The sequence below is a fragment of the uncultured Pedobacter sp. genome (assembly GCF_913776295.1).
GTDB lineage: Bacteria > Bacteroidota > Bacteroidia > Sphingobacteriales > Sphingobacteriaceae > Pedobacter.
In genome coordinates this window covers 56800-72581 of the sequence record NZ_CAJYOJ010000082.1, presented here as the reverse complement: position 1 = coordinate 72581, position 15782 = coordinate 56800, and the positions used below count along the sequence as shown (strand labels likewise).

Sequence of the window (15782 nt, the reverse complement as noted above, 5' to 3'; positions counted from 1 at the left end):
TGAAGATGAAAAAGAATTTATATGGTATATATATCGTTCTTATAGTTTTGCTCGTTGGCATTAGTGCTTGTAAGGATGAGTTTTTTGAACCTTCGTACAGTGAAGGTCCTGTTAACGAAGACGCGATCTGGAATACCGACAGGCGCGTGCGCGAATATTTAAATAACGGCTATAATTATATGCTGGCCAGGTATAATGTTGATGGCTCAGGTGCATTGATGGCCAGTGGAAGTGATGAAGCCGTAAATTCGAACTTGAACAGCAATATAAACATTTTCAATAATGGCAACTGGAGTAGTTTAAGGACTTTTGATGAGCAGTATACCAACCTTTACAACGGTTTATGGGTAGTGAATACATTTTTGGAACGGTCGCCCACAGCGGTGATTTTTCCGGCTAGCGATCTTCGCGGACTAAGGGGAGAAGCTTTTTTTCTGCGGGCTTTGTTACACTATGAGTTGTTTAAAAGATATGGGGGCATTGTTCTTGCTACCCGCTCCTTTTCGCCGGTAGAAGACCTGAATATTCCACGCAATTCTGCTGATGAGGTAGTTAAACAGATTGTTAAGGATTGCGACTCGGCCATCAGCCAGATTCCTGCAGCCTCCACCAAAGATTGGGATGCTGCAAACTACGGACGCGCCACGAAGGCTGCCGGAATGGCACTAAAAGCCAAGACCCTGCTGGTTTACGCAAGTCCGTTATACAACACGGGCAATGATCTGCAACGCTGGCAAAATGCGGCCAATGCGGCTAAAGATTTAATCGATTTAAATAAACACAGCTTATTGAGTACGGCCTTATTTCCTAACCTGTGGGATTATACCAACACGGCAACCTCTTACAATAATGAGGTGATCTTTGCCACACCGGCAAGTAATACGAATGCCATCGAAGCCAATAATGCGCCCGTTAGCTTCACCGGAGGGTTGGGCAGAACAAACCCGACACAGAATTTGGTAGATGCTTTTGAAATGAACAACGGCAAAGCCATAACCGACCCTACATCAGGCTATGATCCGCAAAACCCTTATGTGAACAGAGATCCGCGTTTAAACCAGTTTATTGTAGTTAACGGTGCAAATTTTAAAACAGGAAGCCTAAGCAGGGCTGTAGAGACTTATGAAGGTGGACGTGATAATGTACCTTCCAATGTAAACAGTACAAAATCTGGTTATTATCTGCGGAAGTTTTTAAGCGGTAATGCTACATACAACATCACGGGTACCACGAGTGTAAGAAGGCCCTGGGTATTGTTTCGTTATGCAGAAATTTTACTGATTTATGCAGAAGCGCTGAACGAATCTGGAGGTCCGGATCTGGAGGTTTACAACGCCGTAAATGCGGTACGCAACCGCGCCGGAATGCCTGCACTGGCCGGATTAACACAATCGCAGATGCGCGACAGGATTAAAAATGAACGCAGGGTGGAATTGTGTTTTGAAGAACAACGTTTTTTTGACGTCCGCCGCTGGAAGGATGGGGAGAGTAATTTTAACGGAGCCGTTCGGGGAATGAAGATTACCAAAGTAGGCACTACGTTAACCTATAGCTCATTTATAATTGAAAACAGGACCTTTACCAGTAAAAACTATTGGTATCCTTTTCAGCAATCAGAGATTAATAAGGCGAATAAACTCATTCAAAACCCGGGGTATTGAGTATGAGGAAGCGCGTAAAATCCTTTGTTCAACAATGCTCTTGGCGATTTAATAATTGCATCAGAGTATCGGTCTGCTTAATGGGTCTGGTTTCTTTATCGGCCGGATTATATGCGCAGAAAACAGATCGCTTTATGGGAGAAATCGTCAATTACGATGAAAGTGCCGTGCCCGCTTATAAATTGCCCGATATATTGCTAACTGCAAAGGGCAAAAAGATTAAAAATGTCTCTACCTGGGAAAAGCAGCGCCGACCGGAGCTTTTAGCTCAGTTTGAAGAACACGTTTACGGAAAAACACCAGGCAGTTTTGATAGTGTAAAGTTTATGGTGACCAATGAGAATGCGGCTGCCATGGCTGGAAAAGCACATTTGAAAGAAGTAACAATTACAGCGTGGAACCATGGTCATTCAGTATCTTTTCCTGTAGTGCTCTTTATTCCCAACAAGCGAACAAAAGCTGCTCCGGTATTTTTGCTAATCAACAACCGCAGTAGCAGAAATACGGATCCGGGCAGAGTGGAAAAAAGTACATTCTGGCCAGCCGAAATGGTAATCGACAGCGGTTATGCCATTGCTGCATTTCATCATTCAGATGTAGCTCCCGATCGGAAAGATAGTTATCAGAACGGCGTATTAAAACAGTTGTTTCCTGCCGAGCTCGAAAAGGATAATGGCATGAAAGCCATTGGCGTATGGGCCTGGGCGGCAAGCCGGGTAATGGATTACTTCAAAACGGATAAAGATATCGATGTTAACAAGGTTGCGCTGGTAGGCCATTCAAGGGGTGGAAAAACCGCTTTATGGTCGGCAGCCCAGGACCAACGTTTTGCAATGGTGTTCAGCAGTTGCTCTGGCAGTACGGGCGCGTCGCTGGCCAGGCGTAAATATGGAGAAACCGTAAGCTTGATTACCAAACAGTTTGGTTACTGGTTTAACAATAATTACAAAAAGTATAGCAATGATGTAAACGGCTTGCCTGTTGATCAGCACATGCTCATCGGTTTAATTGCGCCAAGGCCGGTTTATACCACGAATGCTACAGAAGATCGCTGGGCAGATCCCTATGGCTCTTTTTTGTCGTTGTTACATGCCAAACCTGTTTATGATCTATACGGCAAGACAGTAACGCTACCTGAAAATATGCCTGATGCGAACAGACCCGTCATCCATTCGGCTATGGGTTATCATTTCAGAGAAGGAAAACACGACCTCAATATTTATGACTGGACAAATTTTATCCGCTTCGCCAATTACCATTTCAACCTTTAAGGTCTGCGGTTAAGTCTTTTTTAAATTGATAGGCGTTTTTCTCCCATTGCTACAGGAAAAAAAAGTTTAGTGTAAAGACAATTTAATCCCGGGTCCAATATAGGTGCCGTATTAATAGCAAAACCTCTAATCTAAAATTTAATATTTATTACTATGAAAAAACTTATTTTCGGCTGGACCGGAAAGGTCACACTGCTTGCTCTTCTGGGGCTGCATTCGCTTTCCTGTTCCAAAATGGTGGAAGAAAATCTTTCAGAAACCTTTGATAAGGGACCACAGAAATTGGCTGTTATTGCCAATAACGTGCTGATTAACCCGGTTTATAACAGTACGGCGGTGTTACGGAATCCACTAAACGGGTGGGTAATGTATGGCAAACGTGATGCTACTGAAACGTATTGGGACACACAGTTTTTTGTGCCCGAATTAGGTGCCAATGTAAAGGCGATCGATTACGCCTCTGCCTGTTACATCCGCACCAGCTGGCGATCGCTCAACCCAAGCGCTGGTGTGTATGCGTGGAGAGACCCCAACTCGCAGATTGGTAAACTCATCAATGGTGTTAAAACCAGGGGCTTGCCCATTGCATTCCGGATTGTGGTAGATGGGCGCGACCAGGGTGAGAATACCCCTTCTTTTGTATTCACGGCGGGTGCTCAATATTGGTTATCAAACCCTGCAGTGCCAGCACAGAAAACTCCTTTTCCTCAAGACCCAATCTTTAGGCAATATTATACCACGTTTATTGAAGAGCTTGCCAAAGACTTCAATGATCCGGTTCGCACCTCTTTTATTGATGCCTATGGTTTAGGCAAATGGGGTGAAGCCCATAATACGGTATATGCTGCACCAGGTGTATTAACGGCTGCACAAACGGAAACGGTAAAGGAAGAGGTATTGGACTGGATCATGGCGCTCTACAACAGGACTTTCACTAAAGTGCCACTCGTGATCAATTACCATCGGTTAATCGGCCATCCGACGAGTTGGGGAGCAGCAAACCCAAACAGCAACCAGTTGCTGGTGAAAGCGATAAATCAGGGATATAGCTTAAGGCATGATGCTTTTGCAATGACCGACTATTACCAGAGTTGGGAAAAAAACTTTGCGGCAACCTGGAAACATAAACGCCCGATTATTATGGAGGGGGGATGGATTGTAACCGGTACACACCGTTATTGGATCGATTCGAGTGGCCAATATCGCGAAGGACATCCTGAAGACGTTAGAAAAGCTGAATTTGAAAGATCCGCAGAGGCGGCTGTAAATATGATGGATTTTAGAGTCGGAGAAGTGGCTTCCTGGTTTCAAACCAGTTTTCCGTTGGTACAGCGCTTCAATGCCGAAGGAGGCTACCGTCTTTATCCTGATCAGGTATCATTACCCAATGAGATTGCCAATGGCTCGACCGCTACGCTCAGCCATCGCTGGAGAAATATGGGCTGGGGTTACTGTCCTAATAACATTCCGCAATGGAATTATAAGTATAAAGTGGCTTTTGCCATTCTGGATACTGCCGGTGTGGTTAAAAAACTTTTTATCGATGAAAATGGTGAACCCTCTAAATGGATAAAAGATAACCCCATGAGTTACAACTTTACCACAACAGCCATTAACCTGCCGGCGGGTAGTTACAAATGGGGCGTGGCCATCGTCGATAAAACAAATGCAAACAAACCTGGTATTGCACTTGCCGTAACCGGAACCTTTAAAAACGGCTGGCTGGAATTGGGCAATCTGCAAATACAGGCCGAACCTCCAATCGGTCAGACAATTAAACTCAAAGGTTCCAATAACTTGTTTGTTTCCGGCGAAAACGGTGAAGTAAGCATGAGATGTACCCGTGCAAGCGCCTCAGATTGGGAAACCTTTACCATTGTTGATGCTGGTGGAGGAAAAATTGCTCTGAAAAGCATGAACAAATATGTATCTTCAGAAAATGGCGCCGCAACCGGGATCACCTGCAACCGCACCAGCATTAGCGATTGGGAGAAGTTTGATTGGGTGGTGAACGCTAGCGGTAAAATTTCTCTTAAAGGAAATAATGGTAAATACATTTCTTCAGAAAACGGCCAATCAGCCATGAAATGCAATAGGGCGACTATTTCTGACTGGGAAACTTTTTCACTGGAATAATTACTGGGGAAATGCTCCTAGACAGATAAAGTTTGAATATAAGGGTTGCTCTTACAGGAGTAACCCTTATCAGATTTTTTTGTGAGTTTGAAAAATTGCCTGTTTTCATTCAACTCATCCACGAAATAGTTTGAATTACGGATTGATACTGTTATGCCAGTCACATATAGTGGAGTTTCTTTAAAAACCTTTACGCTCCTGAATAATCCTGTACAACTCCGGCCAGATATTTTCCGCCGCGATCTGGTAGCCCTCTTTAAGCGGGTGAACACCATCGTACATATTCAGTGTGCGTATGCCTGCCACATTTTTTAAGAATGATGGTACCAATGAAATGCTGTTTTTTTCAGCCAGTGCCGAAAATATATCCGAATAATTGCCATGATGCAAGCCCGTTGCCCAATCTGGAAGTTCGATACCCAATAGTAATATGGATGCTAAAGGAATGGTAGATTTAACTTTGTTGATGATGAGCTGTAGGTTGGATAAAATCAGCACGGGACTAATGCCGCGCAGGAAGTCATTTGCACCTAGTTCGAGGATGAAAATTGTAGGTTTTTCATTTAGGGCACGGTCAAGCCTGGATAGGGCAGACGCGGTGGTATCGCCACTTACACCTGCATTAATGACGCTGTATTTTAGTCCGAGCTTTTTTAATTTTTCATTGATAAGGGCCGGAACGGATTCTGAAGAAGGGTCTTTGAGTCCGTATCCCGCCACCAGGCTATCGCCAAAAAAAATAATTTTGTTCTCCATTTACCATTTTCTTTTAATGAGTAATGCACTGAGCAGTAGTCCTGCGCCGAGTGCTACATATTTACGGTGCGCTTTTGGCCTTCCGGGAATTCTCCATCCGCCATGTACGGAATTGCCATAGGCTACCGGACTGAAAATATTGCCATTTGTAGTCGCTATCGCTTTGGCATGTTTCAGGTAGGTACGGATCACGCTTCCTGCGACTGCAGTGGTCAGGCTTGGGAACAAGGCTCGGGATAAACGCATCAATACCGAAAAACTACCCACCATTTTCTCCGATCTGGGATTTAGTGAGAGTTTAAATATTTCATGGGCTAGGCGGTTGGGGTCGTAGACTACAGGGCCCGGTTTGAGCGCTTTACCGGTATAATTGGCTGCATGCTGCATGCCTGGTGTATCCAGAAAGCCGGGAAAGGCATCGCATACATGAATATTAGGGTATTGCTGAAGCTCAGATTTCAATGAGGCAGAAAAGCCGCGGAGTCCGAACTTAGCAGCAGAGTAACCCGCACCAAAGGGTACAGGCAGAAAGCCGCCGATGGAGATATTGTTGATCAGGATTCCGAAACCCTGTTTTTTAAAATAAGGTATTACCGCGTGGGCACCATACATATAACCTAAAAGATTGGTTTTGATTACCTGCTCACTAACTTCCATGGGTGTTTGGTCGAAACTGCCAATAGCGAGTACACCTGCATTATTGACCCATACATCAATACCAGTACCAATATTTGCACCTGTTGCCGCCAGGTTGAGCACCTGGTGATAATCTGATGTATCGCAAGCGACGCATTCTGCCGTTCCACCAAGACGTTCGCATTCGGTAGCGAGGTCTTTCAACGCATCGATATTTCTCGCAGCAACCACTACGCTGTCGCCGTTTGCCGCAAAGACCAGCGCAATAGCCCGGCCGGCACCACTTGATGCGCCGGTGATAACGACTGTTCTGGCCGCTGTTTTTATATTTTGATCCTGTTCCATATCTACCAAACTTTCTTTAAAAGGTGAATGTTTGCGTAGATTGCATTTTTGGCGCGAATTTTTTTTCTATTCTCTATCAGTGGCAAAAGTTGTCAGTATAAATAGGGAACAGTCGTTATGACTGTAACTCCTCGGTTTCTTTCCTTATCTATTGATCTGCTATGGTAAAGTCGGCACATTTATTAGCATACCTAAAAAAACTCATTTCAGTATCTTTTGGAAAGAAAGACTTTTACTGTTGCCGAATACAACTTTTGTCCGTTCGATAACAGGCAGAACGTTCGATATCGGGCATTTTTAGATTTGATAAAAATCCTAACAAACTGATTATCATGTACTTAATATTGGCATTCCCCTTGTAAATGCTTGTCCAAAAAATGTTTAAATGGACAAACTTATTGAAGAAGAAGTTTTAGCTAAAAAGAAGAAAAAAAACTATTTACTGATTTCTATTATCCTTGTTTTGCTTACAGCCAGTATCTTATTAGTACGGTTTTATTTTAAGGCTACACTTACAGCAGCTGATATCACGACGGCAAAAGTAGAAACCGGAATAATTGAAAATACGATTAATGCTACGGGTGAAGTGTTACCAGAATTTGAAGAGGTATTAACGAGTCCGATCAGTGCATCTATAAAAAATGTTTTGATGGATGCCGGAAAGAAAGTGAATAAAGGACAATCGATTCTGTTGCTGGATAAATCAGTAAGCCAAACCGATTATGGAAAGCTACAATTCCAGATGGAGTCCAAACAAAATGAAATAAGTAAGCTGAAGCTCGATTTAGCAAAAAGCTTTTTCGATGTTAAATCGAGCAACAGCATCAAACAGTTACGGATCAGCAACCTTAAAGATGCTGTTTCATCGGCGAAACGATTACTTAAAGCCGGTGGCGGAACCAAAGAGGATGTGGAAAGGGCTGAGCTTGATTTAAAGGTTGCCGAACTGGAGAAGCTACAGCTTGAAAATGAAATTAAAAGCAAACAGCAGACCATGAAAATCGAAATCAGGGAGGCTGAAATTGCACTGGCCATTCAAAAAAATGATCTGGATGCATTGAAACGGAAACTCGATCTGGCTGAGGTAACTGCAACCAGGCCCGGGGTAATTACCTGGGTAAATAAAAATATTGGCTCCAGCGTACACGAAGGTGATGCCCTGGTACGGATAGCCGATTTAAGCGGCTTTAAAGTCGCAGGTAGCATGTCTGATAATCTACTGGATAAAATCCACCATAATATGGCCGCTATCATCAGAATTGGTGATACGCAACTGAGGGGTTCAGTGGTAAACATTTCGCCCGCAGTAACCAATACCACAGTATCGTTTGATATCCAGTTAAATCAAAAAGACAGTAAAGTATTAAGGCCTAATCAAAAAGTTGATGTTTTTTTGGTAACGGATACCCGGAATGGTGTTTTGAGAGTGGCGAACGGACCAGCATTTAACGGTTCGAATTTGCAGGAAATTTTCGTATTAAAAAACGGTATTGCCGAAAGGCGCACCGTGAAAACAGGTTTAAGCAACTTTGACTATGTTGAAATTTTAAGCGGATTAAAGGCCGGAGACGAAATTATTACCTCGGATATGGGCGATTTTAAAAACTCGGAAAAAGTAACAATAAGCCATTAAGATGATGAAGAGAATTGTACTTGTTGGATTAGTGATTTCACTTAGCTCCGTAAATGCGGTATTTGCTTTGGCCGATACGCTTAAACTCAGTCTGCTAAAGGTAGTTGAAATGGCCAGGGCCAATTCTATTGCGGCAAAACAGGCCGCAACCGTTAAAGAAACGAAATACTGGGAGTGGCGTACTTTCAAATCAAATTACCAGCCACAGTTGGCTCTAGAAGGTGTTCTGCCTGGCTATACTAAAACTTATACCCAGGTACAGCAACCCAACGGAAGCATTCTTTTCCAGCCTGTACATTATGATAATTCCTCCTTGACACTAAATTTTAGCCAAAGTATTGCCGCAACGGGAGGCACCATTTACGGAACTACCCAATTGCAGCGGTTTGATGATTTTGATAGAAACAGTGTGCTTTATAATGGTATCCCGTATGGAATTGGTTACACACAACCGTTGTTACAGTTTAACAGCTTAAAATGGGATAAGAAAATTGAACCGTTAAAGTACAGTGAAAGTAAACAGGTTTTTATCGAAACGCAGGAAAAAATTTCGATTACCGTTACCGAATATTTTTTTGATTTACTGTTGGCGCAGGTTAACCTTGATATTGCTGATTTAAATTACGCAAATACCAAAAGAATTCTGAGTATTGCAGATACCAAATTTGAATTGGGAAAGATTTCAAAAAATGAGATCCTCCAGCTTCAGCTGGAGGTACTTAATGCCCAAAAAGCTGTTGGAACCGCTAAAAGAGATGTAGAAGTGGCCACGCTCAACCTTCGCAGTTACACGGGCATCGAGGGTGACGACAGGATAAAGCTGGATATGCCACAGGCGGTTGCGCAGATGACGGTGGCAACTGAAAAGGTTTTGGCCGAAGCCTTTGCAAACCGTTCTGACGCGATCGGTTTTGCCCGCCGGTTGGCAGAAGCCAGAAGAGATGTGGCCAAAGCAAAGGGCGAAAACGGACTGAAAGCCACATTAAGGGCAAATCTGGGATTTTCCAATGCCGGATTAAGTGCTTTCGATATTTACCGGAATCCGAAAAATCAGCAAACTGTAGAATTGCAGCTGTCTATTCCGGTGATGGATTGGGGCAGGTCTAAATCGAGAACAAAAACGGCACAGGCAAACGAGCAACTGGTCACTTATGCTGTTGAGCAGGATAAGCAAACTTTTAAACAGCAGATCGTAACACAGGTAACGCTTTTTAATATGATGAAAGAACAGATTAAACTTACAGATGCTGCCGAAAAAATTGCCGCTGAAAAATATAAGATAGCCAGCGAACGCTACGTTTTAGGCAACCTGAGTATTACTGATTTAAGCATTGCTTTCCAGGAAAATGATGCAGCAAAACGCGATTATGTTTCTTCACTGCGCGATTTTTGGGGCGCTTACTATCAGCTTCGCTATCTTTCTCTTTACGATTTTGAAAAAAACATAAAAATAACTTATTAATAAATCTTAATTACTATACATGATGATACGCTTAAAAAACATTGAAAAAGTTTACCGTACAGCAACTGTGGAAACCCTGGCGATAAACCGTATTAACCTCGACATTGCAAGGGGTGAGTTTCTTTCCATTATGGGACCATCGGGCTGCGGAAAAAGTACTTTGCTCAACATTATGGGTTTGCTCGATGAACCATCTAAAGGAGATATTAAAATAGATGACCAGGACATTCGCAGTTTTTCTGATAAAAAGCTGGCTAATTTCAGAAATGAGAAGCTCGGATTTATTTTTCAGAGTTACCACCTGATTAATGATCTGCAGGTGTTGGATAATGTAGAACTACCTTTATTATACCGCAATTCATCTGCGAAAGAAAGAAAGGCCCTAGCAACTGAAGCCCTGGAAAAAGTTGGCCTGAGTAACCGTTTGAAACATTTCCCTACGCAGCTTTCAGGAGGGCAACGCCAGCGTGTTGCCATTGCCAGGGCCATTGTCGGGCGCCCTCAGATTATCCTCGCTGATGAGCCAACCGGAAACCTTGATAGTGCCATGGGGAATGAGATTATGGAAATCCTCATCAATCTGAATAAAAATGAAGGTACAACTATCGTAATGGTAACACATGACGAAAGCATGGCCCATAAAACACACAGATTGGTTCGTCTTTTTGATGGTTCACAGGTTCAGTAAATTTCAGCTATGTTAAAAAATTATTTCAAAATAGCCCTAGCTGTTTTAAAAAGAAGGAAATTTTTCACCTTCATCAGCTTATTTGGCATCAGCCTTACGCTCACCATCTTAATGGTAGCCACTGCACTTGCAGATAAAATGTTTAATCCGGGATATCCTGATTATAATCAACACCGTTCGCTTTATGTAGAACGTATAGAAATAAAAAATACCAAAGAAGGCTGGATGAATATGAGCAACCTGTCGTTTTATTTCTTCGAACATTATGTTTCCAGGTTGAAAACGGTTTATAAAATGGCCATTTCATCAGCGCAGAAATCATCAAATGCTTATTTGAACAATAAAAAGCTGGTAATAGGTTACAAGTACACCAATGCAGATTACTGGAATGTTTTATCATACAGGTTTTTAGAAGGCAAACCTTATGGTGAAAGGGAAATTAAAAACGCAGAACAGGTTGCCGTGATTTCTAAAAAAACAAAAGAGGCTTATTTCGGTGATGAAAAATCGGTAATCGGTTTATACATTTCTGCAGATAACATCAACTATCGGGTAATTGGAGTGGTTGATAATGTTTCAGGTGCTGCGCGCAATTTTACCGGCGATATGTATCTACCTTATACGCTTGCTAAAGACAGCAAAAATACAGAATTAATGGGTTCCTATAATGCGGTGCTTTTAGGCCGTACGGCAGATGATGTGCCCAGGATGAAAAAAGAATTTACGCAAATGGTTAATAAATTGCCGATCCCACCAGATTTTGATAAGATTTATTGTAATGCAGATGGGTTTAAAACCAGCATTGCCCGTAGAATGGCCGGAGATTCGAACAGTAACGGGATCACAAAAGTAATCGCTATAGGCGGAATTTTTGTACTCCTGTTCTTATTGCTGCCAACCATGAATTTAGTCAACATCAATATTACCCGGATCATGGAGCGCTCTTCAGAGATCGGCGTTCGTAAAGCTTTTGGTGCCTCATCAAAAACCCTGGTTTACCAGTTTATTGTAGAAAACCTGATTCTTACTTTTATCGGCGGTGTTATTGGGGTCTTTTTGTCCCTGCTTGTTATTTACCTCATCAACGAATCAGATTACATATCAAGCTTCAATCTCACTATGAATTTAACGGTGTTGTTTTTTAGTTTGATTACCTGTTTTTTATTTGGGTTGATATCAGGAGTTTACCCCGCATGGCGAATGTCGAAATTAAATATTGTTAAAGCATTAAAGGCTTAACGCCTCAAAATAAAATACGGTTATGTATAAACATCTGTTTAAATTAATATGGAACAAAAGGAAACAGAATATCCTTTTTCTGTCTGAGATTTTGATTTCCTTTCTGGTTGTATTTGCTGTTTTTTCTTATCTGACCTATTACTATAAAAATTATATCAAGCCACTTGGATTTGATTATGATAGGGTGTGGGCGGTTAGCTATAATAGTGATCAATTATCAAAAAATGCTGATTCCCTGAATATCTTTTACACCAATCTGAACAAAGCATTGAAAGCAATGCCCGAAATTGAAGCGATAAGTTTTTCGAGTTCGAATTATCCCTATTCATCCAGTTTTATGAGTACCGGATTAACGCAGGGAGGAAAGAAATTTAATCAAATCAGCGATTTTAACGTCGGAAGCGATTATCAAAAAGTTTGGAATATCAAACTCATTGACGGGAGATGGTTTTCTCCGGAAGACTTAATCAGCAAAAATAAAGAAATTATTATTAACGAAACCTTTAGCAAAGAGATGTTCGGAACCGCAAAGACTGCAGGCAAGCTGATCGGCGATTTTGACGATAAGAGAAAATTTAAGATTATTGGTGTCGTTAACGATTTTAAGGCCAACGGCGATTTTGTTCCTGCCAACAATCTGATGTTTAGTCGGTTGGATACAACGAATTTGAAGTGGGCGAGTACACTTTTAATAAGGGTACGGGAAACTGCCGGTGCCAGTTTTGAAAGCAAGCTATATAAGTTTATGGCCACAATGATGCGTAGTGCAGTCGAAATTCAGCACGTTGATGAAATGCGCGATGCCAGAAACAAGGAAACCATTATCCCGATGTTATTGTTCATCATCGTTGCGGGTTTCCTGATAATTAATGTTGCCCTTGGTCTTTTCGGTGTGTTATGGTACAACATTAATAAGCGGAAAGGGGAAATTGGTCTGAGGCGGGCAATTGGTGCAAGTGGCATTTCCGTATCTACGCAAATGGTACTCGAATCGTTAATCTTGGCCACAATCTCTGTTCTGATCGGCTGTTTCTTTGCTGTTCAGTTTCCGCTGTTAAATGTGTTTGATGTCGCTTCGGGCGTTTACCTTATTGCCATTCTCCTTTCTGTTTTATTTATTTACACACTGGTTATTGCCTGCTCATTGTACCCGGGCAGGCAGGCTGCTGCAATTCATCCGGCCATTGCTTTGCATGAAGACTAAATAGTTAACTTCGTATATGATTTTAGTAGTTGATGATGACATTGCCGTTAGAACCTCCATTTCGCTTCTCTTAAAAGGGGCGGGTTACGAGGTTGTAGCTGCCGATAACGCTGTGCAGGCTTTTGAAGATGTAAAAAACCAAAAGCCGGCACTTGTGATACTGGATTTAAATTTTTCTATTGATACCTCAGGGGAAGAAGGCATGAGTTTGCTGAAAAAAATCAGAACTGTTGATACCGGTGTCCCGATTATTTTAGTTACCGGCTGGGCGAGTATAGAACTTGCTGTTCAGGGGATGAAACTCGGTGCGAACGATTTTATCAATAAACCCTGGAACAATCAATACTTACTGCAGTCGGTAGCAACTTTATTAGAAATAAACGGTAAAAAACCGCGTTCAGGCAGCAGAAAGGAACTGGATAAGAAATATAATTTTAAGCAGATCATCGGTGAAGACCCGATCCTGATTAATATACTGGAAACCATTGGCCGCGTGGCTTCGACAAATGCATCAATATTGATTACCGGCGAAAGCGGAACGGGTAAAGAACTGATAGCAGAGGCCATCCACGAAAATAGTAACCGCTCGGGCAAACCATTTGTGAAAGTTAATCTGGGCGGAATTTCTTCTTCTTTGTTTGAGAGCGAAATGTTTGGTCATGTTCGCGGAGCTTTTACTGATGCCCGTTTCGATAGGACCGGCAGGTTTGAAATGGCGAATAAGGGAACCATTTTTCTGGATGAGATAGGCGATCTGGAAGCATCAGGTCAGGTGAAATTATTAAGGGTTTTACAAGACCGTACGTATGAAGTTTTAGGCAGTAGCCGAACTAAAACAGTAGATACCAGGGTAGTTTGTGCAACAAACAAAAACTTAAACGAAAGGGTAGCCGCTGGCTTGTTCAGGGAAGATTTATTGTACCGCATCAACCTGATCACTATCCATCTGCCCCCGTTAAGGGAAAGACCGTCTGATATTCCATTACTGGTTAACTTCTTTATCAACAATCTTAAAGAAATTTACGGTAGGGCAGCGTTATCAATTGCGCCCGGTGCCTTACGCTGGTTACAGCAACTGCCTTTGCCCGGTAACATCCGCCAGCTGAAAAACCTGGTGGAGCGAACGGTTTTGATCAGCAGTACAAATGAATTAACGATTGATGATTTTCAATCCCAGTTAAATTTATCGCCATTAAAAAATGATAAGATCAGATTGCCGGGGGTAGGTACCATGACTTTAGACCAGATGGAAGCAGAAATGGTTAAGCAGGCCATGAATTTTCATAAAAACAGAATTACAAAAGCTGCGGCGTCATTGGGGATTACCAGAAATGCCCTTTATCGCCGTTTGGAAAAATATCAGATTCCATTTCATGAAACTGAAGACTAAGTATATCCTGTTTATCGTTATTCTTCACGTGATTTGCCTGGTGATGAGCTATTTTATTTTTGAAAAAAACAAGCTCATATTTATGCTGGCAGAGGCATTTGTACTGGTTTCCGTTGTGATATCAATTAGCCTTTATAAGCAGCTGATCAGTCCGCTTACTTATTTAAAACAAGGCATTGCAGCCATAAAAGACCGGGATTTTAATGTTAAATTTTTATTGACCGGAAAAAAAGAGGTAGATGAGCTGGTAGATGTTTATAACCGTATGATCGAGGAATTAAGAACCGAGCGAACGAAACAGGAAGAACAGCATTTTTTTCTTGAAAAGCTTATTCAGACTTCGCCAACGGGAATTATTATTCTTGATTATGATGGAAAGCTCAAGCAGATCAATCCAAAGGCGTTGGAAATTATCAAAGAGAATCCGGATTTGCTCGAAAATCAGATTCAGGGCATGAAAACCGGAACGTCAAAAATGCTCCGGACGGATGGACTGCATACCTACAAAATTCAAAAGTCGAGATTTATAGACAGAGGTTTCGAACGGATTTTTATCATGATGGAAGAGGTAACGGCAGAAATTTTTTCGGCCGAGAAAAGCGTTTACAGTAAGGTAATCAGAATGATGGCACATGAGGTGAACAATACAGTTGGTCCCGTAAATTCAATTATTAATACGGCATTGGCTCAAGATGATTTATGGCTGAAAGAGGAAGAGCAGCTATTAAAAAATGCCATGAAAATTGCTGTTGAACGTAATCAGAACCTAAACATATTCATCCGGAATTTTGCCGATCTGGTGAAACTTCCGGGAGCGAACAGAAAGAAAACAGATCTGGCAGAACTTCTCAGATCTGTAACAGAATTGATGTATTTCGCTGCAAACGAAAAACAAATCAGGTTTGAACTCGACTTACCAGCGTCATCATATTTTATTTCTGCCGATGTTGAACAAATGGAGCAGGCCCTGATAAACATTCTTAAAAATTCAATTCAGGCGATAGAAAAAAATGGTGTTATTCAAATAGAACTGAATGCTGCTAAACATCAGCTCAATATTTACGACAATGGAGAAGGTATTTCTGAAGAAAATGCATCACAAATTTTTAGTCCTTTCTTCAGCACGAAGAAAGATGGGCAGGGCATTGGATTAACACTGGTGAGAGAAATACTGCTCAACCATGGTTTCGGTTTTTCTTTGAAAACAACTAAACCACGTACCGTATTTACCATTCAGCTTGCCGGATAATGATTATGCAGATCAAAAATAGTTACCATCCCCGGATAGGTGCCGTGAGCAAGCCGATGTAAAATTTTAATTAATCGGTACAGGTTTGCTAAAACCCTAACTACCTGTTCTG

At 41.9% G+C, this 15782-nt stretch carries 12 protein-coding genes; 10 read left to right on the top strand and 2 right to left on the bottom strand.

All coding sequences use genetic code 11. The features are described from left to right. Positions 1-5: 5 nt before the first annotated feature. From QZ738_RS19680 to QZ738_RS19670, 3 genes are all read left to right on the top strand, one after another. Positions 6-1661, top strand: coding sequence for a RagB/SusD family nutrient uptake outer membrane protein (locus QZ738_RS19680; RefSeq protein ID WP_293789809.1), 1656 nt, complete (start codon positions 6-8; stop codon positions 1659-1661). 134 nt (positions 1662-1795) lie between these two features. Beyond that, a complete protein-coding gene (locus QZ738_RS19675; RefSeq protein WP_293789806.1) occupies positions 1796-2932 on the top strand; it encodes an acetylxylan esterase in 1137 nt (378 codons plus the stop codon). Between the two features lie 153 nt (positions 2933-3085). Then, positions 3086-5068: a DUF4832 domain-containing protein gene (locus QZ738_RS19670; RefSeq protein ID WP_293789803.1), complete on the top strand. Its 1983-nt coding sequence runs from the start codon at positions 3086-3088 to the stop codon at positions 5066-5068. Positions 5069-5248: 180 nt separating this feature from the next. On the opposite strand, the gene QZ738_RS19665 is transcribed toward QZ738_RS19670, so the two are convergent. Both QZ738_RS19665 and QZ738_RS19660 read right to left on the bottom strand, forming a co-directional pair. Next, positions 5249-5824 carry an arylesterase gene (locus QZ738_RS19665; protein ID WP_293789800.1) on the bottom strand — a complete coding sequence of 192 codons (576 nt, stop codon included), beginning with the start codon at positions 5822-5824 and terminating at the stop codon, positions 5249-5251. After that, positions 5825-6805 carry an SDR family oxidoreductase gene (locus QZ738_RS19660; protein ID WP_293789798.1) on the bottom strand — a complete coding sequence of 327 codons (981 nt, stop codon included), beginning with the start codon at positions 6803-6805 and terminating at the stop codon, positions 5825-5827. It abuts the gene before it with no gap. 385 nt (positions 6806-7190) lie between these two features. Between QZ738_RS19660 and QZ738_RS19655 the strand changes: the two genes are divergently transcribed. The 7 genes from QZ738_RS19655 to QZ738_RS19625 are packed head-to-tail and all read left to right on the top strand — an operon-like array spanning position 7191 to position 15670. After that, complete coding sequence (locus QZ738_RS19655; RefSeq protein ID WP_293789795.1) at positions 7191-8438, top strand: efflux RND transporter periplasmic adaptor subunit; 1248 nt, start codon at positions 7191-7193, stop codon at positions 8436-8438. A gap of 1 nt (position 8439) precedes the next feature. Further along, entirely contained in the window at positions 8440-9900 is a 1461-nt protein-coding gene (locus QZ738_RS19650) for a TolC family protein (protein ID WP_293789792.1), read from the top strand. 22 nt (positions 9901-9922) lie between these two features. After that, the gene (locus QZ738_RS19645; protein ID WP_293789868.1) at positions 9923-10588 is read left to right on the top strand and encodes an ABC transporter ATP-binding protein; all 666 of its coding nucleotides are present in this window, start codon (positions 9923-9925) and stop codon (positions 10586-10588) included. 9 nt (positions 10589-10597) lie between these two features. Then, a complete protein-coding gene (locus QZ738_RS19640) occupies positions 10598-11827 on the top strand; it encodes an ABC transporter permease (protein ID WP_293789790.1) in 1230 nt (409 codons plus the stop codon). A gap of 22 nt (positions 11828-11849) precedes the next feature. Further along, a complete protein-coding gene (locus QZ738_RS19635) occupies positions 11850-13031 on the top strand; it encodes an ABC transporter permease (RefSeq protein WP_293789789.1) in 1182 nt (393 codons plus the stop codon). Positions 13032-13047: 16 nt separating this feature from the next. Next, entirely contained in the window at positions 13048-14421 is a 1374-nt protein-coding gene (locus QZ738_RS19630; protein ID WP_293789787.1) for a sigma-54 dependent transcriptional regulator, read from the top strand. Beyond that, the gene (locus QZ738_RS19625) at positions 14405-15670 is read left to right on the top strand and encodes an ATP-binding protein (protein WP_293789785.1); all 1266 of its coding nucleotides are present in this window, start codon (positions 14405-14407) and stop codon (positions 15668-15670) included. Before QZ738_RS19630 ends, QZ738_RS19625 begins: the two co-directional genes overlap by 17 nt. Positions 15671-15782 lie beyond the last annotated feature (112 nt).

What these genes read in the sequence shown, in the direction of transcription:
- QZ738_RS19680 (WP_293789809.1), top strand. Translation starts at nt 6, where the DNA reads ATGAAAAAGAATTTATATGGTATATATATCGTTCTTATAGTTTTGCTC.
- QZ738_RS19675 (WP_293789806.1), top strand. Translation starts at nt 1,796, where the DNA reads ATGGGAGAAATCGTCAATTACGATGAAAGTGCCGTGCCCGCTTATAAA.
- QZ738_RS19670 (WP_293789803.1), top strand. Translation starts at nt 3,086, where the DNA reads ATGAAAAAACTTATTTTCGGCTGGACCGGAAAGGTCACACTGCTTGCT.
- QZ738_RS19665 (WP_293789800.1), bottom strand. Translation starts at nt 5,824, where the DNA reads ATGGAGAACAAAATTATTTTTTTTGGCGATAGCCTGGTGGCGGGATAC.
- QZ738_RS19660 (WP_293789798.1), bottom strand. Translation starts at nt 6,805, where the DNA reads ATGGAACAGGATCAAAATATAAAAACAGCGGCCAGAACAGTCGTTATC.
- QZ738_RS19655 (WP_293789795.1), top strand. Translation starts at nt 7,191, where the DNA reads ATGGACAAACTTATTGAAGAAGAAGTTTTAGCTAAAAAGAAGAAAAAA.
- QZ738_RS19650 (WP_293789792.1), top strand. Translation starts at nt 8,440, where the DNA reads ATGATGAAGAGAATTGTACTTGTTGGATTAGTGATTTCACTTAGCTCC.
- QZ738_RS19645 (WP_293789868.1), top strand. Translation starts at nt 9,923, where the DNA reads ATGATACGCTTAAAAAACATTGAAAAAGTTTACCGTACAGCAACTGTG.
- QZ738_RS19640 (WP_293789790.1), top strand. Translation starts at nt 10,598, where the DNA reads ATGTTAAAAAATTATTTCAAAATAGCCCTAGCTGTTTTAAAAAGAAGG.
- QZ738_RS19635 (WP_293789789.1), top strand. Translation starts at nt 11,850, where the DNA reads ATGTATAAACATCTGTTTAAATTAATATGGAACAAAAGGAAACAGAAT.
- QZ738_RS19630 (WP_293789787.1), top strand. Translation starts at nt 13,048, where the DNA reads ATGATTTTAGTAGTTGATGATGACATTGCCGTTAGAACCTCCATTTCG.
- QZ738_RS19625 (WP_293789785.1), top strand. Translation starts at nt 14,405, where the DNA reads ATGAAACTGAAGACTAAGTATATCCTGTTTATCGTTATTCTTCACGTG.